This window comes from Nocardia sp. NPDC003183, assembly GCF_053590715.1.
The window spans coordinates 472,144-491,800 of sequence record NZ_JBSFTG010000003.1; the positions used below are offsets into that span (position 1 = coordinate 472,144).

Annotated in this window: 19 protein-coding genes and 1 pseudogene; 11 read left to right on the forward strand and 9 right to left on the reverse strand. The window is 69.5% G+C overall.

The features are described 5' to 3' along the window. Positions 1–42 precede the first annotated feature (42 nt). The 3 genes from ACWDXS_RS14080 to ACWDXS_RS14090 are packed head-to-tail and all read right to left on the reverse strand — an operon-like array spanning position 43 to position 2,268. Positions 43–1,236, reverse strand: coding sequence for a cation:proton antiporter (locus ACWDXS_RS14080; protein ID WP_378988475.1), 1,194 nt, complete (start codon positions 1,234–1,236; stop codon positions 43–45). A gap of 10 nt (positions 1,237–1,246) precedes the next feature. After that, entirely contained in the window at positions 1,247–1,729 is a 483-nt protein-coding gene (locus tag ACWDXS_RS14085) for a cation:proton antiporter regulatory subunit (RefSeq protein WP_378988303.1), read from the reverse strand. Between the two features lie 59 nt (positions 1,730–1,788). Further along, positions 1,789–2,268 carry a cation:proton antiporter regulatory subunit gene (locus tag ACWDXS_RS14090; protein ID WP_378627311.1) on the reverse strand — a complete coding sequence of 160 codons (480 nt, stop codon included), beginning with the start codon at positions 2,266–2,268 and terminating at the stop codon, positions 1,789–1,791. Positions 2,269–2,601: 333 nt separating this feature from the next. Between ACWDXS_RS14090 and ACWDXS_RS14095 the strand changes: the two genes are divergently transcribed. Then, the gene (locus tag ACWDXS_RS14095; RefSeq protein WP_378988309.1) at positions 2,602–2,937 is read left to right on the forward strand and encodes an STAS domain-containing protein; all 336 of its coding nucleotides are present in this window, start codon (positions 2,602–2,604) and stop codon (positions 2,935–2,937) included. A gap of 63 nt (positions 2,938–3,000) precedes the next feature. Here ACWDXS_RS14095 and ACWDXS_RS14100 read toward each other — a convergent pair whose 3' ends face one another. Then, positions 3,001–4,038 (reverse strand): LLM class F420-dependent oxidoreductase, encoded by a 1,038-nt coding sequence (locus ACWDXS_RS14100; protein WP_378627308.1) that lies wholly within the window; start codon positions 4,036–4,038, stop codon positions 3,001–3,003. Between the two features lie 150 nt (positions 4,039–4,188). On the opposite strand from ACWDXS_RS14100, the gene ACWDXS_RS14105 reads away from it, so the two are divergent. After that, the gene (locus ACWDXS_RS14105; RefSeq protein ID WP_378988312.1) at positions 4,189–4,848 is read left to right on the forward strand and encodes a cyclodeaminase/cyclohydrolase family protein; all 660 of its coding nucleotides are present in this window, start codon (positions 4,189–4,191) and stop codon (positions 4,846–4,848) included. A gap of 1 nt (position 4,849) precedes the next feature. On the opposite strand, the gene ACWDXS_RS14110 is transcribed toward ACWDXS_RS14105, so the two are convergent. Continuing rightward, on the reverse strand, positions 4,850–5,734 hold the full coding sequence (locus ACWDXS_RS14110; RefSeq protein ID WP_449965627.1) for an NADP-dependent oxidoreductase: 885 nt from the start codon (positions 5,732–5,734) through the stop codon (positions 4,850–4,852). A gap of 75 nt (positions 5,735–5,809) precedes the next feature. Between ACWDXS_RS14110 and ACWDXS_RS14115 the strand changes: the two genes are divergently transcribed. The 3 genes and pseudogenes from ACWDXS_RS14115 (at position 5,810) to ACWDXS_RS14125 (ending at position 8,365) form a co-directional block, all read left to right on the forward strand. After that, positions 5,810–6,253, forward strand: coding sequence for a winged helix-turn-helix transcriptional regulator (locus ACWDXS_RS14115; RefSeq protein ID WP_449965630.1), 444 nt, complete (start codon positions 5,810–5,812; stop codon positions 6,251–6,253). Positions 6,254–6,484: 231 nt separating this feature from the next. Next, positions 6,485–6,901 (forward strand): annotated as a pseudogene (locus tag ACWDXS_RS14120) (L,D-transpeptidase); the annotation flags it as partial. 111 nt (positions 6,902–7,012) lie between these two features. Continuing rightward, positions 7,013–8,365, forward strand: a complete 1,353-nt coding sequence (locus ACWDXS_RS14125) for a hypothetical protein (RefSeq protein ID WP_449965633.1) — start codon at positions 7,013–7,015, stop codon at positions 8,363–8,365. Positions 8,366–8,544: 179 nt separating this feature from the next. Here ACWDXS_RS14125 and ACWDXS_RS14130 read toward each other — a convergent pair whose 3' ends face one another. Beyond that, entirely contained in the window at positions 8,545–9,396 is an 852-nt protein-coding gene (locus ACWDXS_RS14130) for a bifunctional 5,10-methylenetetrahydrofolate dehydrogenase/5,10-methenyltetrahydrofolate cyclohydrolase (protein WP_449965636.1), read from the reverse strand. Positions 9,397–9,559: 163 nt separating this feature from the next. Here ACWDXS_RS14130 and ACWDXS_RS14135 point away from each other — a divergent pair, with 163 nt between their 5' ends. Both ACWDXS_RS14135 and ACWDXS_RS14140 read left to right on the forward strand, forming a co-directional pair. Then, on the forward strand, positions 9,560–10,432 hold the full coding sequence (locus tag ACWDXS_RS14135; protein ID WP_379311979.1) for a YdcF family protein: 873 nt from the start codon (positions 9,560–9,562) through the stop codon (positions 10,430–10,432). A 58-nt stretch (positions 10,433–10,490) separates the two neighbouring features. Beyond that, positions 10,491–11,294, forward strand: coding sequence for a putative protein N(5)-glutamine methyltransferase (locus ACWDXS_RS14140; RefSeq protein WP_378988330.1), 804 nt, complete (start codon positions 10,491–10,493; stop codon positions 11,292–11,294). 136 nt (positions 11,295–11,430) lie between these two features. Here the strand turns inward: ACWDXS_RS14140 and ACWDXS_RS14145 are convergent, their stop codons facing one another. Continuing rightward, positions 11,431–12,258: an SDR family NAD(P)-dependent oxidoreductase gene (locus ACWDXS_RS14145; RefSeq protein WP_378627296.1), complete on the reverse strand. Its 828-nt coding sequence runs from the start codon at positions 12,256–12,258 to the stop codon at positions 11,431–11,433. Between the two features lie 42 nt (positions 12,259–12,300). Then, on the reverse strand, positions 12,301–13,875 hold the full coding sequence (locus tag ACWDXS_RS14150) for a succinic semialdehyde dehydrogenase (RefSeq protein ID WP_379311977.1): 1,575 nt from the start codon (positions 13,873–13,875) through the stop codon (positions 12,301–12,303). A 147-nt stretch (positions 13,876–14,022) separates the two neighbouring features. Between ACWDXS_RS14150 and ACWDXS_RS14155 the strand changes: the two genes are divergently transcribed. Further along, on the forward strand, positions 14,023–14,703 hold the full coding sequence (locus ACWDXS_RS14155; protein ID WP_378988336.1) for a TetR/AcrR family transcriptional regulator: 681 nt from the start codon (positions 14,023–14,025) through the stop codon (positions 14,701–14,703). Here ACWDXS_RS14155 and ACWDXS_RS14160 read toward each other — a convergent pair. Then, positions 14,677–15,594 carry a DMT family transporter gene (locus tag ACWDXS_RS14160; RefSeq protein ID WP_449965642.1) on the reverse strand — a complete coding sequence of 306 codons (918 nt, stop codon included), beginning with the start codon at positions 15,592–15,594 and terminating at the stop codon, positions 14,677–14,679. The two genes, ACWDXS_RS14155 and ACWDXS_RS14160, sit on opposite strands and share 27 nt — an antisense overlap. Before the next feature lie 262 nt (positions 15,595–15,856). On the opposite strand from ACWDXS_RS14160, the gene ACWDXS_RS14165 reads away from it, so the two are divergent. The 3 genes from ACWDXS_RS14165 to ACWDXS_RS14175 all read left to right on the forward strand — a co-directional run bounded on the left by ACWDXS_RS14165 (position 15,857) and on the right by ACWDXS_RS14175 (position 19,608). Further along, on the forward strand, positions 15,857–16,558 hold the full coding sequence (locus ACWDXS_RS14165) for a response regulator (protein ID WP_378656277.1): 702 nt from the start codon (positions 15,857–15,859) through the stop codon (positions 16,556–16,558). Further along, positions 16,555–17,592, forward strand: a complete 1,038-nt coding sequence (locus tag ACWDXS_RS14170; RefSeq protein ID WP_449965646.1) for a HAMP domain-containing sensor histidine kinase — start codon at positions 16,555–16,557, stop codon at positions 17,590–17,592. The genes ACWDXS_RS14165 and ACWDXS_RS14170 overlap by 4 nt, the downstream gene beginning before the upstream one ends. 72 nt (positions 17,593–17,664) lie before the next feature. Beyond that, positions 17,665–19,608, forward strand: coding sequence for a DUF4153 domain-containing protein (locus ACWDXS_RS14175; RefSeq protein ID WP_449965649.1), 1,944 nt, complete (start codon positions 17,665–17,667; stop codon positions 19,606–19,608). The last annotated feature ends 49 nt before the right edge of the window (positions 19,609–19,657 follow it).

Below are 19,657 nucleotides of genomic sequence, written 5' to 3' on the forward strand. Positions count from 1 at the left end.
CCCCCGCAGCGAACGATCGCGCGGGGGCCCGGACACGGGTGGTTATTCTGCGTGCGGGTCGACCGTCACACGCTGCTTGCGACCGACCACCAGTCGCATCACCGGTTCCACGATGCGGGCGCCGATCGGGCCGATGATGGCCATCAGCAACACGTACGTGGTGGCGAGTGCGGCGAACTCGGCGGGCACCGCTCCGGCGGCCACCGCCAGGCCGGCGATGACGATCGAGAACTCACCGCGCGCGACCAACGCGGTACCCGCGCGAGCGCGGCCCAGTTGCGAGGCCCCCGCCCGTTTGGCCGCCCACCACCCCGTGGCGATCTTGGTGACGGTGGTGACCACCGCCAACAGCACCGCCCAGCCCAGCACCGGCGGAATACTCGCCGGATCGGTACTCAAACCGAACAGCACGAAGAACATCGCCGCGAACAGATCACGCAACGGTTCGAGGATCTTGGTGGCGTCGTGCGCGGTCGAATCCGAGATCGCGATACCGAGCAGGAACGCACCGACCGCCGCCGACACCTGCACCGCCGAAGCGATACCCGCCACCAGCAGCGCCGAACCGAGCAGCTTGAGCAGGAAGATCTCCCGATCCTCACTCGCCACGATCGCCGAGACGTACCTGCCGTATCGCAGCGCGACGATGAGCACCAGGGTCACCGCGACCAGCGCGATACCGACCGTGGTCATCCCCGCCACGAATCCGACACCGGCCAGCACGGCGGTGAGCACCGGCAGGTACACCGCCATCGCCAGGTCCTCGAACACCAGGATCGACAGCACCGTCGGCGTCTCCCGGTTACCCAGGCGGCCGAGGTCGTTGAGTACCTTGGCGACGATTCCGGAGGACGAGATGTAGGTGACGCCCGCCATCGCGATCGCCCCCGTCGGCCCGAGGCCGAGCATCAGCGCCACGATCACACCGGGAGTCGCGTTGAGCACCAGGTCGAGCAGACCGGCGGGCCACGATTTACGCATGCCGGTGACCAGTTCACCGGCGGTGTATTCCAAACCGAGCAGCAACAGCAGCAGCACGACGCCGATCTCGCTGGCGATGTGGATGAAGTCCTCCACCTCGTGCAACTCGATCAGACCGCCCGTACCGAAGACCAACCCCCCGAGCAGGTAGAGCGGGATGGGCGAGAGGCCGATGCGGGCGGCGATCCGCCCGAGCACCCCCAACCCGAAGAACACAGCCCCCAGCTGGATCAATGCCAGCGCGGTTCCACTGATCTCCACCGGCTCAGCCGTCGGTCAGGATCGAAGCGGCGGCGTCGAGTCCGGCATTGGTGCCGACCACGACGACCATATCGCCGCCCGCGAACACGAACTCCGGTCCCGGCGATGCCAGGACCTGGCCCGCGCGCAGAACCGCCACGATCGAGGCGCGGGTCCTGGTCCGCAACTCGGTGTCGCCCAACCGTCGTGACGCATAGGGCGAACTCGGCGGTACCAGCATCGACCGCGTGCTCACTCCATCGAGTTCGCGATGTTCCTCGCGCAGTTGCGCGACCAACTGCGGTGCGCCGAGCAGACTCGCCAGCGTGCGGGCTTCGACAGCGGACAGTGGAATCTGGACCGTGGAATCCGGGTCGCCGACCTTCGTGAAAATCAGATCGGTACCACCATCGCGGTGGTCGACGATGCCGATCCTGCGGTCCACCTTCGACAGTGAAAACTCTTTGCGGACACCGATTCCCGGCAGGGATGTCACTTCTACATTCATGGGATCACCTAACCTCAGCTAGGGATACCTTACCTGCCCTTTACTATCGGCATGGATTGTCAGCCGGCGTCGAGGAGCCGTCCCGCCGCGTCCAGACCCTCGTCGGTGCCGACCACAACGACAAGATCACCGGGGATGAAAGTGAAATCCGTTCCCGGCGAAGGAGTCACCTCACCCGCGCGCACCACCGCCACGACCGAGGCCTTGGTGCGCGTGCGCATCTCGGTGTCGCGCAACGGCCTACCGTCGAACGGGCTGCCGCGATCGATCGCGAACTGCCTGGTCGACAGCTCGCCCGCGCTGTGGGTCTCGCGTGTCTTCTGCACCACCTGCGGTGCGCCGAGCAGGCCGGCCAGCACACCGATCTCGGTGTCGGACAGGGGAATCGAGGTGGTCGAGTCGTAGTCGCCCGCTCGCGAGACGACCAGGTCGACGGAGCCGTCGCGATGTTCGATCACGCCGATCCGGCGGCGCGCCTCCGCCAGCGGAAAGTCCTTGCACACGCCGATTCCCGGTAAAGGCGTCACATCGATGTTCACGCCCTCACAGTACGACCAGATGGGAATAACACCAGCCCCTACCCTGCGCACCGGGCATACCAGGCGAAACAGCTCGCGGCCCTCGGGCTGTTCGCCTCGTTGACGATGGCGGTGACGACACAGTCGAGATCATCGGACTCGACGCCGCCGCCGACGCCGGGCACGAGCGCCTGTCCGGCTTCGGCGGCGAGGAGCCACCAGCACCGCCGCAACCGAGGCCGACCATGGCGATCCCGTGGCGAGCAACCGCGGTAGCTTGCGTATTCGGGCAAAGTTGTGTGTTGTTGAACAGTGACCAACTCTTCCGGAGACGCGTATCCACTCACGGACACGATGACCACCACGACGGCGGTACACGACGGCGTCACGGTGCTGACGGTGACCGGCGAGGTCGACCTGGCGACCGCACCCGCGCTCGATGCCACCATCGAGGCCATCCTGGCCGAGAAACCGGCGGCGCTGGTGATCGACCTGACCGCGGTCGGGTTCCTGGCGTCGGCGGGCATGGCGACGCTGGTCGCCGCGCATCAGCGGGCAGGCGAGACCACCGCGATCGCGGTCGTGGCCGACGGACCCGCCACCAGTCGTCAGCTGAAGATGACGAGCCTGGACCAGGTGTTCGCCATGCACACCACTCTGGACGCCGCCTTGGCGTCGTTCACGTCCTGACACAACACAACGCGCCGCCGCCCGGGAATCCTCCGGACGACGGCGCGTTTGTCGTCGGTGGGGTCAGCAGAGCGAGCGCAGCTGCTCGATCAGCTTCACGCGACCGGCCGCGTTCTCGGCGATCGGCGTGACGTTGAGCGTGGTGACGCCCGCCTCGGCCATCGCGGCGATGCGCTCCTTCACGAAGCTCTCCGGGCCGATCAGCGACACGTCGCGCACCAGCTCGTCGGGCACGGCCTGGGTCGCGGCCTGCTTGTCGCCCGCCAGGTACAGCTCCTGGATGCGGTCGGCGGCCTCGCCGTAGCCGTACTTGGTGGCGAGGGTGTGATAGAAGTTCTTGCCCTTGGCACCCATGCCGCCGATGTAGAGCGCCAGGTGCGGCTTCACGAACTCGAGCAGCGGGGTGACGTTCTCACCGATCGCCAGTGCCGGACCGGCGAAGATGTCGAGCTCGCCCAGCGCGGGATCACGCTTGGCCTTGCCCGCGGCGAGCGCGTCGCCCCACACGTCCTTCGCCTTCTCCGGCAGGAAGAAGATCGGCTGCCAGCCGTTGGCGACCTCGGCGGCCAGCTCCACGTTCTTCGGGCCGAGCGCGGCCAGCAGCACCGGGATGTCCGCGCGCACCGGGTGATTGATCAGCTTGAGCTCTTTGCCGAGGCCGGTGCCACGCTCGGCGGGCAGCGGGATCTGGTAGTACTTGCCCTGGTAGTTGAGCTTCTCGCGGCGCCACACCGTGCGGCAGATTTCGAGGAGTTCGCGGGTGCGCCCGATCGGGGCGTCGTAGGGGACGCCGTGGAAGCCCTCGATGACCTGCGGGCCCGACGCGCCGATGCCGAGGATGAAACGGCCGTCGGAGACGTAGTCCAGGCCCGCCGCGGTCATCGCGGTGAGGCTGGGGGTCCGGGTGTAGAGCTGCAGGATGCCCGAGGCCAGCTGCACCCGCTCGGTGCGGGCGGCCAGGAAGCCCAGCGCGCTCACCGCGTCGAACGAGTACGCCTCCGGCACGAAGACGATGTCGAGGCCGGCGCGTTCCAGGTCGGCGACCTCGGCCGCCGTCTCCTTGAAACCGTCCGTGTAGTTGATGCTCAATCCGATCCGCATGCACCCAACATAGCCCCGGACAACACGCGCACCCCGACCGGTCGGTCTGTCGGCACAGGTGCTGGTCGAGCGGGGTGCGTGGGCGGGCACGCGGTAGCGTTGAGGGGAAGATTCCACGCAATTCTCGCCGCATCGAAAGGCCACCCCGTCGTGTCGCAGCCCACCGTGTCGCCGCAGCAGATCGCCCCCTCCTTCGGTTCGGTGACCTTGGAGCACTACCTGTCGGAGCTGGCCGCGAAGGTGCCCGCCCCCGGCGGCGGGGCCGTGGCCGCGCTGCACGCCGCGCAGGCCGCCGCGCTGGTGGCGATGGTGGCGCGCTACACCACCCGCGCCAAGGACGCGCAGAACCGGCCGGTGATCGACCAGATCATCGTGGCCGCCGACGCCGCGCTGGCCAGGTCGCTCGCGCTCGCCGACGCCGACGCGGCCGCGTTCACCGCCGTCGGCGCGGCCTACAAGCTGCCCAAGGACACCGACGCCGAGATCACCGCCCGCACCGCGGCGATCAACGCGGCACTCGTCGAAGCCGCGCGGGTGCCCGCCGCCGTGGTCGACGAGGCCGACGAAATCCTCTCGCTGGCCGCCGAACTGCTGCCGATCGGCAATCCGAACGTGGTCACCGATATCGGCGCCGCCGCCGACGCCGCCCGCGCCGCGGCGATGAGTTCGCAGCTCAATATCGAGATCAACGTCGGCTCGCTGCCCGCCGACCTCGGCGACCCGTTCGCCGCCGCGCTGTTGCGCGTCGATACCATCGCGGCCCGCGCCGACGCCCTGCACGGCGACGTGCTGCACGCGGTCCGCGGCTGAGTCAGCGGTCCGCGGTGAGCACGATCTTGCCGCGGACCCGACCGGATTCGCTGCGCCGATGCGCGGCGGCGAGTTCGGTGATCGGCAGGATCTGCGCGATGTCGACGGTCAGCTCCCCGCGGTCGACCGTCGCCGCGAGCTCGTCGAGCACGGCCGTCGTCGGATCGACATAGAATCGGCGCACGCGCGAATCCGGGTGTGTCGCAGGGCCTTCGGCGGCCACCACCTGCCCGGTGCCGCTCAGGACGGTCAATGATCGATCCGTGTAGTCGCCGCCGATCAGGTCCACCACCAGGTCGACCTCGCGCACCGCGGTGGTGAAATCGGTGGTCCGGTAGTCGATCGGTTCGGTGACGCCCAGTTCGCGGAGATAGGCGTGATTGCCGGTCCGCGCGGTGGCGGCGATCGTCGCGCCGCGTCGCGCGGCGATCTGCACCGCCAGATGCCCGACACCACCGGCCGCCGCGTGCACCAGGACCCGCTCGCCCGGCCGTACCGAGGACAGTGCCTGCCAGGCGGTGACCCCGGCCACCGGCAGTGCGGCCGCGTGCACCGGGTCGATCGAGGCGGGTACGCGGGCAAGTCGATTCTCCTGCGCCACTACGTATTCCGCGTTGGCGCCGCCGAACACCATGCCGTATACCGCGTCTCCCGGCGCGAAGCGTGTCGCCTCGTCACCCACCGCGGCGACGATCCCGGACACATCGAGCCCGAGCACCAGCGGCGGCTCCCCCAACTGCCGGATCACACCGCTGCGCACCTTCCAGTCCGCGGCGTTGACGCTGGTCGCCACGACGCGCACCAGCACCTCCCCCGGACCCGGTGCCGGCCGCGGCACCTCTGCCCTTTCGAAGACGTCCGGACCGCCGAAAGATCTCTGCACCATCTGCCACATACCGCCGAGTCTGCGCCGACTGGTGTCCCAGCGGTAGTAGGCACCTTTCGGATACCGTGGTACCCCGTGGATACCGTCAGGGGCGATCAGAGTTCGGTAGAGGCGTTCCTGCGGGACTGCCCCGCGCGGCAACTGCTGTCGGTACTCGCCGACAAATGGGTCCTGCTGGTTCTCGGCAGTCTGCGCGAGGCGGGCGGGCCGGTGCGTTTCAACGCCCTGCGCAGGCGCCTGGACGGCATCACCCAGAAGGTGCTCACCCGAACGCTGCGCGACCTGGAACGCGACGGCCTGGTCCGGCGCGAGGTATTCCCCACGATGCCGCCCCGGGTGGAGTACAGCATCACCGCGCTCGGGGCGGATCTGGGGCGGATCAGCCAGGCGATGGGTGCCTGGGTGGTCGAACACCACGCGGAGATCACCGCCGCCAGAGCCGAATTCGATGCCGCGCGCACCGCCGAACCGGCCCCGGTGCCGCAACCAGGGCGCCCGCTGTCACCGGTCTCGAAGTGAGAACGGTTTATCGGGGCCCCGACCTGCGTGAACGCAAGACGACACACCGTTGACCCCGTCGGCCGTTACCACTTCGATAGGTCGAGTTGATCATGGCGGCCTAGACTTGGAATCCGCCTACGAGTGAGTGAAGGGGTGGCGTTTATGAGGAGCGCATTTCGTGTCCTGTTCGTCGCGATCATGGCGGCAATACTGGCCGCAGCCTGGTCGGGAGCCGCGTCCGCGGACCTGATCGGAGGCCAGCGCACCCAATACGGCGGTGGCACTTACGCCGAGGCCAACCTGTCGACGCACACCTTCACTGTCAGCCAGGGTGGACAGGTAGTGCGGGTGATGCCCGCGTCGATGGGCAAGCCCGGATTCGAGACTCCCACCGGCACCTTCAGCGTGCTGGAGAAGGATCGGTCGGTGGTGTTCGACTCGCGCACCATCGGCATCCCGCTCGACGACCCCGAGGGCTACATCATCGACGGTGAATACGCCGTGCGCCTCACCTGGGGTGGCGTGATGGTGCACTCGGCTCCGTGGTCGGTCGACTCGCAGGGCAACGCCAACGTCAGCCACGGCTGCATCAACCTCGCACCCGACGACGCCGCCTGGTACTACGAGAATGTCGGCATCGGCGATGAGGTCTATATCCACTGGTAAACATTTTCCCTCGTGGCATTCGGCGAACGCGCCGTCAGGGCAGTATCGTGCCCGTAACGAAATCGTTGCGGGACATACCCTGACGGCGACGAGCCTGATGAAGGTGGGGCGATGGATCGACCGGAAGCGCACAGACCGATCGGGGCTCGACAGCACGACCCGGGATCGGCCGGTGCTCCGCTCGCGGCTGTCACCCCGATTCGACGGTCCCGCGACCTGAGCGCGCCACGGCCCCGCCGAGCGAGCGATCAGCCCGCCGGCGGCGCCCGCCACCGGATCGAAGGCGGACCGACGACACCGGCCGGTATTCCGGTCATCTCGGCGGCCCGGCTTCGCGACGCCGAACACGACGAGGTCGTTCCCGTCGTTCCGGCGGACGCCACCGTCACCGATCGGCTGCCCGTGGTCGGCGGGAAATTCGATCCCGGTGCGCGCCACCGCCTCCCGGACACCGCGTTCTCGATCGACGACAACGGCCCCGACACCGATCAACTGCCGATCGTCACCGCTTCCGGCCCCGCGTGGGCGGCTCTCGAACATCCGAGGCCCGGCTACGACGCCGCGGCGACCTGGCATTCGCGTCCCACACCCGAGTACCCCGGTGCGGACACCTTCCCACCACGCCCGGCGGCCGTGCCGACCAGCGGCGCGGACACGTTCCCACGGCGCCTCGCGCCCGAGGACCGTGCGGATACCTTCCCACCACGCCCCGCACCCGAGAACCGTGCGGATACCTTCCCACCACGCCCGGCACCCGATTACCGCGGACCGGACAGCTTCCCACCACGCCCCGCACCCGATTACCCGGACACGGACGCCTTTTCGCCACTCGCCGCTCCCGGCTCCGACGGTGCCGACAGCGAGCCTTCGCGTCCCGCACCCGACTACAACGGTGATGACGAAGTCTTCGCGCGGATGATCGATCGATCCAAGCGACGGCGTGTGCCCCGCTGGGTCGCACCACTGGTCGCGTCGGTGGCCGGCGCCGTGCTGCTCGGCGGCACCTACGTCCAACTACGCGGGCCCGCACCGGCATCCACGGCGGCCAGTACCCCACTCGCACCGAGTTCGGTGAGCCCGGTGACGGCCGAGTGCCCCACCGAACAGATCGGCGCCATGGTGCGGGGCAACGGCGCGGGCGGCACCGAGTCCGGCATCGCGGCGATCATGGCCTTCCAGTACGCGTACTACGTCGCGCGCTCCGGCGACCAGGCCCGGACCCTCGTGGCATCGGACGCGGTCGCACCCTCGGCGGCCGCCATCCAGGCCGGGATCGACTCCACTCCGGTGGGGACCACGCACTGCGTGGAGATCACACCGGGCGCCTACGCCGGGCAGTTCCTGGTCAAGATCACCGCGTTCCGACCGGATTCGGCGCCGAGCACCTACACCCCGCAGCTCGTGGGAACCGCGGAGGTCGGCAACAAGACGCTGATCACTTCGTTCGGAGCCGCACCCCGCTAGACCCCGAACACGGATCGTTGTGCACCACCCCGGCCCCGGTAGTTCTCCCCGCTGACCAGCAGACGACCGCCGGTCTACCGCTATGCCGGTGGCCGGGCTCGGTGCGATGCAGCATCGAGACCGACGGCAGCTGCGTCCTCAGCAGGCGGTAGATCCCGCGACCGGATGGCGAAAGGTGTTCAGGCGCGGGACTTTTCGGCCGCCACGACCACATGGCGCATGAGCAGCGCGGTGGTCACCGGGCCGACGCCGCCGGGGACGGGGCTCAGCGCCGCCGCCTTGCCGATGACCGACGCCGCGTCGACGTCGCCGACGATTCCGCCGTCGGCGGACTCGTTGGTGCCCACGTCGATCACCACGGCGCCGTCACCGATGTGCTTGCCGGTGACCAGGCCGATCCGGCCCGCCGCGGCGACCACGATATCGGCGGGAGCCGTCACCGCGGCCAGGTCGGCGGTGCGTGAATGCGCGACGGTGACGGTCGCGTTCTCGGCGAGCAGCAGCTGAGCGAGGGGCTTTCCGACGATGTTGGAGCGGCCGACCACGGTGACCAGACGCCCCTGCAGCGCGATCCCGTGATGCTTCAGCAGCTCGACGACGGCTTCGGAGGTGGCGGGGACGAAACCGTCGAGGCCGGAAGCGAGCAAGCCGAGCGAGAGTGGGCTGACCCCGTCGACGTCCTTGGTCGCGGCGATCGCCGAACTCACGTCGTCGAGGTTCACGCCCGCGGGCAGCGGGGTCTGCAGCATGATCGCGTCGGTCGCCGGGTCGGCGCTGCGCGCGCTCAGCTCGGCGCGGATCGTCTCGGCGCTCGCGTCGGCGCCGAGATCGATACGCTCGCAAGCTATTCCGAGTCGTTCGGCCGCCTTGCGCAGGGAGTTCACATACCAGGCGCTGGCCGGGTCGTCGTTGGCGACGATCAGCGCCAGCGTCGGCGCGGTGCCCGCGGCGGTGAGCGCGGCCGCGCGCTCCTTCGAGTCGGCGTTGATGGCGGCGGCGAGTTCCTTGCCGGTCAGCGAAGCGGTATCCACGGTGTGACACCTTATCCGCCGCCGGACCGACGACGTGGCGCCGGGCCGCGACGCGCGCAAGCTGGTCGAGGTCCACCGCGGTCCGGACGGGCAGTCGTAGGGTGTCGGCAGCTCTGCTCTGCCAGCACGTACCGAACCGTTCGCGGGAAGGGTTGCGACTGTCGTGAAGATCTCGAAACACTGGAAACACCTGGCCGCCGCTGTCCTGGCGACCGCCGCGCTGACCGGCACCGCGGTCGGTCCGGCCGCCGCGGAAGCCGATGTGGCCGCGCTCTACAACTCAGCACAGCGCCACTTCACCGACGGTGACGACGCCGCGGGACGCGCCGACCTGCGTGCCCTGATCGCCGCCGACCCCCATGACGCCGACGCGCTCGCGCTGCAGGCGATCTGGTCGCACTACGCGGGTGACGGGGCCGCGGTCGGTGACGCCCTGGCCCGGCTCGGCGGCATCGACGCGGGCATGGCGGCGGGCACCAATCGCGTGCTGCACGCGGTGACCGCGGCGGCCGCCACCCTGCCCAACCCACTGCCGGCGCTCGTCGGTCCACAGACCGGCATCGTGGTTCTCGGCTACGGGCTGCTGCCCGACGGCGCGTTGCGCCCGGAGCTGGAGAACCGGCTCACCGCGGCGTGGTTGCAGGCGATCGCCGCACCGTTCTCACCGGTGATCGTGACCGGCGGCAATCCGCAGAACGGCATCTCCGAGGCCGAGGCGATGCGGCGCTGGCTGGTGGCGCGCGGGCTGCCGGGCGATCGGATCCATGTGGAGGACCGGGCCGGGTCGACCGTGCAGAACGCGCTGTTCAGCACGCGACTGCTGCGCGATCTCGGCGCGACCAGCGCGGTGGTGGTGACCTCGCCGAATCACATTCGGCGCGCGGTCGCCGACTTCATCGTCGCGGGGACGACCGTGGTCGGCGCGACGACCTCGCTCGAACAGCTGGTTTCCCAGTTGCCCCCGCCCGCGCGCAACGCCCAGCGCGGGATCTATCTCGACGCGACGCGCACCTTCGAACTCGACACCGAGCGCTGATTCGTCGCACCGCCACCGGCGGTGAAAATTCGGTTGCCCGGTCAGGAACAATCGGCGCATGAGTGGTTCCGGTTTTCCCGAGGTGGTCGTCGAGTTGCGGCGCGCGGGATGTGTATTCGCCGAGGACGAGGCCGCGCTGCTGATCGAGGCGGCCGACGGCGATCCTGGACGCCTCGATGCGTTGGTCGGACAGCGGGTCTCGGGGACTCCGCTCGAATATCTGCTCGGCTGGGTGGAATTCCGGGGGCAGCGGGTGGGGGTGCGTCCTGGCGTTTTCGTACCGCGTCAGCGCACGGCGTTCCTGGTGGAACAGGCGGTCGACGGCGTCGCGCCGGACACGACGCGAGCCTGCGTGGTCGACCTGTGTTGTGGCTGTGGAGCTCTGGGGCTGAGCGCGGCGACCGAGCTCACCGCACGTGGATGCGACGTCGAGCTCGTCGCCGCTGATATCGACCCCGTCGCCGTCGCCTGCGCGCGCGAGAATCTCGCGCCGATCAGCGCGCCGGTCTTCGGCGGTGATCTGTTCGACGCGCTGCCGGTCGACCTGCGCGGGCGCATCGACATCCTGCTCGCGAACACACCGTACGTGCCGAGTGCCCGAGTCGCGGATCTGCCACCGGAGGCACGCGAGCACGAGCCGCTCGCCGCGCTCGACGGTGGAGCGGACGGGCTCGACGTGTTCCGCCGGGTCGCCGAAGGGGCGGCCACCTGGCTGGCACCGGGCGGCACGGTATTGGTGGAAACCGGGGCGGGGCAGGTCGACACCGCGTGTTCGGTGCTCACCGCGCACGGTCTCGCGCCGCGCGTCGCCGAGTCCGGGGAGCATTACGCCACGGTGGTTCTCGGCACCCGGGATCGCTGATCGCGTGGACACCACGACCGTCGAGACCGATCAGTAGCCCGTCGACGAGGCCGCGCGCACTGCCGACGGACGCGGCGATGCCCCCGTCGACCGATCGCCTGCGCGACCCGTCGACGGGGGCACCCGTCCCGAATGCCTACTTGCGTCCGGTGAACTGATCCATCGAGTGGTATACGCCCACCGCGTTCAGGTAGAAGTCGCGAACCTTGATCGGCAGTAGACCGGTCAGTGCCCGGTTCATCCGCGAGGTCCACGGGAGCACCACCAGGGCGCCGCCCTTCTTCATCTCCGACCACGAGGTGTCGACGACCTCGTGCTGCTCGAGCATCGGCGTGAACAGAATGCCCTTCGCGCCGTCGAACATGCCGGTGTTGATGTAGGTCGGGCAGACCGTGGTGACCTTCACGTGGTCGTGGCCCGCCTGCTCGAGCTCGAGGCGCACCGAATCCGACCAGCCCAGCGCCGCCCACTTCGACCCCGCGTACACGGCCATGCGCGGATTGGCGACCAGACCGGCCGACGACGCGATATTGAGCACGCGCCCCTCGCCGGCACCGGCGACCATGCCGGGCAGGAACTCCAGGGTGACGTACATGGGGGCCAAGGAGTTGATCGCCATCGTCTTGTCGATGTCGGCGCGGTTCTCGGTTTCCCAGAAGTAGGTGTTGCCACGCACGATGCCCGCGTTGTTGACGAGGATGTCGATGCCGCCGACCTCCTTGCGCACCGCCTCGCCCGCCTCACGGATCGAGTCCTGCGACGACACGTCCACCACGTAGTGGTGGACCTTGCCGCCCGCGGCGGTCAGCTGCGCCGCGGTCTCGCGCAGCGCCAACTCGTTGATATCCCACAGCACCACCGCGTCGGCGCCCTCGGCAACGGCCTTCTCGGCGAACAACTTGCCGAGTCCCATGGCGGCACCGGTGATGAGGACCCGCTTGCCTGCGACCGTTTCCAACTTCATTCTCGCTACCTACCCCTGCTCGTGTTGCTACTTCTGCCGCGTCTACTTCTGACGCAGCGTCTTCATGACTCCGAAAACCACCGTCATCGTCTTGGCCCACATCTGCTCGGACATGCCGGGCAGCGGCGCGATCGGCAGCACTCGCTGGACCGCGATGGTCTGGGTGTCGATGTACTTCAGCAAGCCTTCGGGGCCGTGGCGACGCCCCTGGCCGGAGATACCGAGACCACCCGAGGGCGCGTCGACGCTGCCCCAGGCGGCGCTGAAGCCCTCGTTCACATTCACCGAGCCGGCGTTGATCCGGGCGGCGATCTCCTTGCCGCGGTTCACGTCCCGGCTCCACACGCTGGCGTTGAGGCCGTAGGCGGTGTCGTTGGCCGCCTCGACGGCGGCTTCGTCGGAGTCGACCTTGTACACCGACACGACGGGGCCGAAGGTCTCTTCGCGGTAGACCGTCATACCGGGCGCCACGTCGGCGAGCACGGTGGGCTCGTAGAAGTACGGGCCGAGATCCGGGCGGGCACGGCCACCGGCGAGCACCTTGGCGCCCTTGGCGACCGCGTCGTCGACGTGCCCGCTGACGGTGTCGAGCTGACGCTGGAAGGTCAGCGAACCCATGTCCCGGCTGTAGTCGAGCTCGCCGCCGAGCGACATGTTCTTGACGTTGCCGACGAATTCCGCGACGAACTGGTCGTACACGGTGGCGTCGACGTAGATGCGCTCCATCGACTCACACAGCTGACCGGCCGACGAGAAGCACGCGCGCACAGCCAGTTTCGCGGCCTTGGAGACATCGGCGTCGGCCAGTACGAGCAGCGGGTTCTTGCCGCCGAGCTCGAGGGAGTAGCCGATCAGGCGCTCGCCGGCCTGCTGGGCGATGGTTCGGCCGGTGGCGCTGGAACCGGTGTAGTCGACGTAGTCGGCGCGCGCGATCACCTCGCCACCGATCTCCCGGCCGCGGCCGAGCACCGCCTGCCACAGACCGCGCGGCAGCCCGGCCCGCTCGGCGGCGTCGATGGCCCACAGCGCGGTGAGCGCGGTCTGGTTGTCGGGGCGCGCGATGACCGCGTTGCCCGCGATCAGGGCGGGCAGCGCGTCGGAGGCCGCCAGCGCGAGGGGGTAGTTCCACGGCGAGATGACCGCGACGACGCCCTTGGGCCGGTTGTGCACCTCGACCGAGGTGAGTACCGGCAGCACGCCGCGCGGCTTGCGGTCGGCGAGCAGTTTGGGCGCGACGGTGGCGTAGTAGCGCGCGTTCAGCGCGACGTCGGCGATCTCGTCGAAGGCGTGCGGCCGGGACTTGCCGGTCTCGGTCTGCACGATGTCGAGGATGGTGTCCTGCTCGGCGAGCACGATGTCGTGGAAGCGGCGCACGATCTCGGCACGCTGCTTCACTGCGACCTTGGCCCAGTCGCGCTGCGCGTGCCGGGCGACCGCGAAGGCACGCTCGATATCGGCGACCGAGGACTGCGGCAGGTCGCCGATCTTGTGGCCGGTAGCAGGCGCGAAGACCGCGACCGACGGCGCGCCACCGGCGACGCCGCGCTCGAACAGGGGCTTGACCAGCGCGGCGGGCAGCGCGGTGGGTTCGGCGGTCAGCTCGGGGGCTGTCGTCATTGTCGGCCCTTCTCCTCAACAGATGGATCGCGCGGAACGGGTCGCGCACGTTCAGCTCATTTACTGAACACTAGTGTTAGATTAATGCCAGCGCCCTGGTTCGTGTCAAGCTTTCAGTGTGCGAGGACCGGCTGTGAGGGAGGTGCGATGACCGAGGAAGCGACGACGGTGCGTCGCGGGCGCCCGCCGCAGACCCAGGAGCAGGCCGAGGAAGTCCGCGCCCGGATCATCGAGGCGACCGCGGCGGTGTTCACCCGCAACGGTTCGCGCGGGTTGAGCGTCGCCCAGATCATCGAAGAGGCCGGGCTGGCCAGGCCCACGTTCTACCGCTATTTCGGCAATGCGTCCGAGCCGCTGCACGCGGTGCTCGACGCGTCCAACGACGGCCTCGTCGGCGGCATCCGCGAGGCACTCGCCGGCACCGACGAGCCGGTCCAGCTGGGCATCCGGCTGATCGACGCGTATGTGGACTGGGCGCGCGGGCACGGCCCGATGCTGCGGCCCCTGTTCGCCGAGCTGCACGATCCGGGCTCGGTGGTGTCGGGCTATCGCGAACGCGCCCTCGACGACATTCGCGACCTGGTGCGCAAGACTTTCGGCGAACTCGGGCGGCCGGTCCCCGCACCGCTGGACCTGGACGCGGCGCTGCACGTGTGCGAGTACATCGTCTACCGGCTCACCGCGGGCAGCGAGCCGGGCAGTGATCCCGATCCGGCGCTGGCGTCCGAGGCCAGGGTGACCATGATTCGCGTCCTGCTGGTCACCCTGGGCACCCGCGACGATCTCGCCTACGCGATGGAACTACCCGGCCTGTTCCCTGATCCGTAGCGCTGCGGGGTCCCCGGCCGCGCGTCCCGCGGTGACCAGGGCGAGCGAGAGCAGCGCCGCACCGCACCAGCCGACGAGACCGAGCCGCTCGTCCAGGAACAGCACCGCCAGCAACGTGCCGGTGAGCGGTTCGAGCAGCGCCAGCAGTGCGCCGGTGCCCGCGCCCGCTGCGGTGAGGCCGCGGAAGTAGCGCGTGTACGCGATGGCCGTCGGAAACAGCCCGAGCGCGAGAGCTCCGAGGATGCCGGGCAGATTCGGGTCGATCGCGGTGCTGGTCAGGGCCGCCGGGAGGGCGAGCAGGATCGCGCCCGCGGTGAACCCGGCGCCGGTAGCGGTGACGGGGTCGAGTTCGGGAACCGGAACCGCGGCGATCACCGTGAGCACGGCGAAGGCGGTGGCCGCACCCAGCGCCATGGCCGCGCCCCACAGCGCCCTCGACCCGTCCGCACCGGGTGCGCCGACCAGCAGCGCGAGGCCGGTGAGGGCGAGCGCGATGCCGCGGGCGCGGGTGCGATCGAGAGCTCGCCTGCCGGTGAGGTACTCGGCCAGGGCGACGACGACCGGGGACATCCCGATGGTGATCAGGGTCGCCAGGCTCACCGAGGACAATGCCACCGCGCCGAAGTAGCAGCCCTGGAACACCGGCGCCAGGACGGCGATCGCGCCGATGCGTCGCCACGCCGGCGCACCACGCGGGATCGCCCGGCGGGTGAGCACGCAGAGTCCCACCAGCAGCAGCCCGCCGACGGCAAGGCGCACGGTGGCGACCGCGATCGGGGACAGACCGGTCGATCGCTGGACGAGGGTGCCGAGCAGGCCGCCGGTCCCCCAGAGGATTCCGGCGACGACGAGATCAGCTGTGCCCGTGCGGGCGGACAGCGAAACAGACATGGATGTGCGCTCCTGCGACAGAAGGTGAGGGGGTCGCGAGAAGCGAGGTGCTGGAGTGAGCAGGCTCGACGGGTCGGCCCGGCGAAACCACGGGCGGCCGGTTCGGCCGGTGCGCGCTACTGACGAGCGCGGCGGGGCACCTCGCTCAGGAGGCGGGCGGCGGGGTGGAACGGAAGCACTCGTGCACGTCGCGAGTGTACTCCACACAGAATCTCTACATTTGGCGTCGCAACCCTCCACACCCGCTCGCTAGGGTCGCACCATGGACAACAGTGGGGGCGGGACAGGACAGGCGGCACGCCGGATCCTGGTGGTCGACGACGAGGTGACGATCGCCGAGTCCGTGGCCGCGCGGTTGCGGGCCGAAGGGTTCACCGTCGACCTGGCACACGACGGGCCCGCCGCGGTGGCGGCGGCGCTGGCGGGGGAACCCGATCTGGTGGTTCTCGACGTGATGTTGCCGGGGTTCGACGGGCTGGAGGTGTGCCGCCGGATCCAGGCCGAGCGCCACGTGCCCGTCCTCATGCTCACCGCGCGCACCGACGAGACCGACCAGCTCATCGGGCTCGGCGTCGGCGCCGACGACTATCTCACCAAGCCGTTCTCGATGCGGGTGCTCGCCGCCCGGGTGCACGCCCTGTTGCGGCGGGTGGATCGGGCCGCCGAGCGCGGCGACACCAGCATCGTCGTCGGCGATCTGCGGATAGACCTCGCCGAACGGCGGGTGTGGCGCGGCGACACCGAAGCACGGCTCACCCCCTTGGAATTCGACCTGCTGACCCGGCTCGCGCAACGTCCGAGGGCGGTGCTGGCCAGGGAACGACTACTCGAGGACATCTGGGACTGGTCCGACGCGGCGGGGACGCGCGCGGTGGATTCGCACGTGAAAGCGTTGCGGCGCAAGCTCGGTGCCGATCTCATCCGCACCGTGCACGGTGTCGGATACGCCCTGGACGCGCGATGATTGCCGCCGACCGCGCCACGAAATTGATGGACCGGATCGCCGACGTGCTGCCGCGGCCGCTGGACCGGCTGCGGTCGATCAAGCTCAAGCTGGCCGTGTTGATGTTGTGCTCGGGCGGTGTCGCGTTCGGGTACTTCCGGCTGAAAATCGGCTGGCTGCCGCCGCGTACCACGGTGGCCGCGATCGGGATCGCACTGCTCACCTCGCAGTTCCTCGCCCACGGGATCACCCGGCCGCTGCGCGAGATGACCGCAGCCGCGCGGCGCATGACCCAGGGCGACTACAGCTTTCGCGTGCGGGCCTCTTCGCGTGACGAAGTGGGGCAGCTCGCGACCGCCTTCAACCAGATGGCCGCCGACCTGGCCGCCGCCGACCGGCAACGGCGCGACCTCATCGCCAATGTGTCCCATGAGCTGCGCACGCCGGTGACCGCGCTGCACGCCGTGCTGGAGAATCTGGTCGACGGGGTGAGCGAACCCGACCCGGCGACGCTGCGCACCGCCCTGGCCCAGACCGAACGCCTCGGCCTGCTCGTCTCGGAACTGCTCGACCTGTCCAGCATCGAGGCGGGCGCGTTCACGCTGGATCGCGAAAACCTGCCGCTGGCACCACTCTTGGCGGAGGTGATCGCCGAAGCCGAGGTGATGACAGCCGCGCTCGGTCGTGGTGTCCGGTTCACCACCGCGATCGAACCCGGCAGCGCCACCGTGTTCGCCGATCGGGCCCGTCTGCACCAGGTGCTGTTCAACCTGCTCGACAATGCCGCCCGGCACGGCCCGTCCGGCGGCGAGGTCCGGGTCTGGGCGTCGACCCACCCCGAGGGGACCGTCCTCGAGATCCAGGACGACGGCCCCGGCATCCCGCAAGCCGAGCGCGCCACCGTCTTCGACCGTTTCACCCGTGGCGGGCGCACCGACGGCGGCGGCACCGGCCTCGGCCTGGCCATCGCCCGCTGGGTGATCGACCTGCACGGCGGCACCATCGCCGTCGCCGACCCCGGCTCCCGCATCCGCGTCGTCCTCCCCACGGGCTGACCTCTACGTCGAAACCACCTACCCGGCACTTCGGTCCCGGGACGCATCCGCACACCTCCAGGAGGGGAACCTATGTCCGACAAGCCGATACCCGAGGCGCCGACGCCCGATCAGGGCACTGCCGAGAACCAGCACACCGCGACACAAGCCACCGACAAGACCGGCGCCGACACGACCACAACCGCGACCGACCCGGCGAGCGAGGCAGTCGCGAGCGGCGTGCCCGACTCCGGCAGCACCGCAGACCCCCGGGTGGGCTGCGATGCGACAGGCGCCGGTACTCAGGCGACAGCTGTGCTCACCAAGACCTCGCCGGACCCGGCCGCGCCGCCCGCGCCGCCCGTCTCGGTCTCGTTCGCGAAATTGCTGGCCGCACCGCCCGGGACCGCCGACCTACGAACCGCAGCGTGGCCGAGTCTGCCACCGCCCATTCCCCCTGTCCCCCCACGCTGGCAGCGGGTAGCGCGCCCACCCGGTGTCCTCCCGGCCGCGGCACTCGCCGGAATCATCGGCGCCACGGTGATCCCGCTCGACCGTCCCGGCATCGGCTGGCTGATCGCGGGAACCGCCATCGCCGGAGCTCTCTGCGTCGTCGACTATCGCGCCCGGTCCGGCGGTCCGTCATCCGAGCCCACCTCGGATTCCGCACCGACGGCCGAAACATCACCCGCGCCGGCTCCGTCCACGCCGGCGCCGTCTGCGACCGACGAAGTCAGCACGAATGCCGCTGAGCCACTATCACTTTCAGATGCCGGTGCACTCGCACCGTCCGACGCCGACGACGTCGTGGCAGCCTCCCGCGCTGTCTCGATCGGCGATCGGGCCTGGTGGGCGGCAGCCGCGATCGTGCTGCTGGGAGTGGGAACGGTGCGGGCGGCGGGCTGGCTGTTCGTGCTGTGTGTGCTCGCGGCGTGTGTCGCCGGGTCGCTGGCGGTGCTGGGACGACGCAGTGTGCGTGGCATCGCGCACGACATGTTCGCGGTGCCGTTGGCGTCGTTCGGGGCGGTGCCGTGGGCGTTCTCGGGGCTGCGGGAGTCGCGATCGGTGGGGACCTCGAGTGTCCGCCGGTACGGGATCTCGGTGGCCGCGACGGCGGCGTTGCTGGTGGTGTTCGTGCCGCTGCTCGGTGGGGCGGACGCGACTTTCGCCAAGCTACTGAACGGGCTCGTCCCGACCGTGGACGGCCCGGCGATGTGGCAGTGGATCTTCTTGTTCGCTGTCGTCACGGTAGGTGTGCTCGGAGCGCTGTATGTGCTTGCCGGGCCACCTTCGCGCGCAACGGATTCGGTGCGGCCGCAGCGACTGTGGTCACGCAGTGAGTGGATGCTGCCGGTCGGGGCAGTGACCGTGTTGTTCGCGGTATTCGTCGGCGCGCAGTTCGTCGCGCTGTTCGGTGGCGACGATTACGTGCAGCGCACCGCTGGTCTGACCTATGCCGAATACGCTCGCAGCGGTTTCTGGCAGTTGTCGGCGGTGAGCATTCTGACGCTGGCCGTGATCCTGGCGATACTGCACTGGTCGGTGCGGGAAACCGCTGCCGACCGCCGGTCGCTGCGCGTCCTGCTGAGCGCGGTGAGCGTGCTGGCGCTGGTGATCGTGTGCTCCGCGCTGGGCCGGATGTGGACCTACCAGCAGGCTTACGGATTCACCGTGCTGCGCCTGCTGGTGACTACCTGCGAGCTGTGGGTCGGCCTCGTCTACGTTCTCGTGCTGGCCGCCATCGCACGACTGCGCTGGAGCTGGGTGCCGCGCGCCGCGATCGGCACGGCGCTGGCCACCCTCATCGCACTCGCGGTGATCAACCCGGAATATCTTGTCGCCGAACGCAATATCGACCGTTGGCAGACCAGCGGCCGCCTGGACGCGGACTACCTGAGCAGTCTCTCCCCCGACATCCTTCCCGCCCTCGACCCGCTGCCCGCACACCTGCGGACACAGATCGAAACCCCCGTTCTCGACGACCTCGACCCCGACCACTGGTGGTCCTGGAACTGGTCTCGCAGCGCGGCCCGCTGACCACCGCAGGCGCGGTCGCTCGTGACGGGCGACCGCGCGTCACCACTCA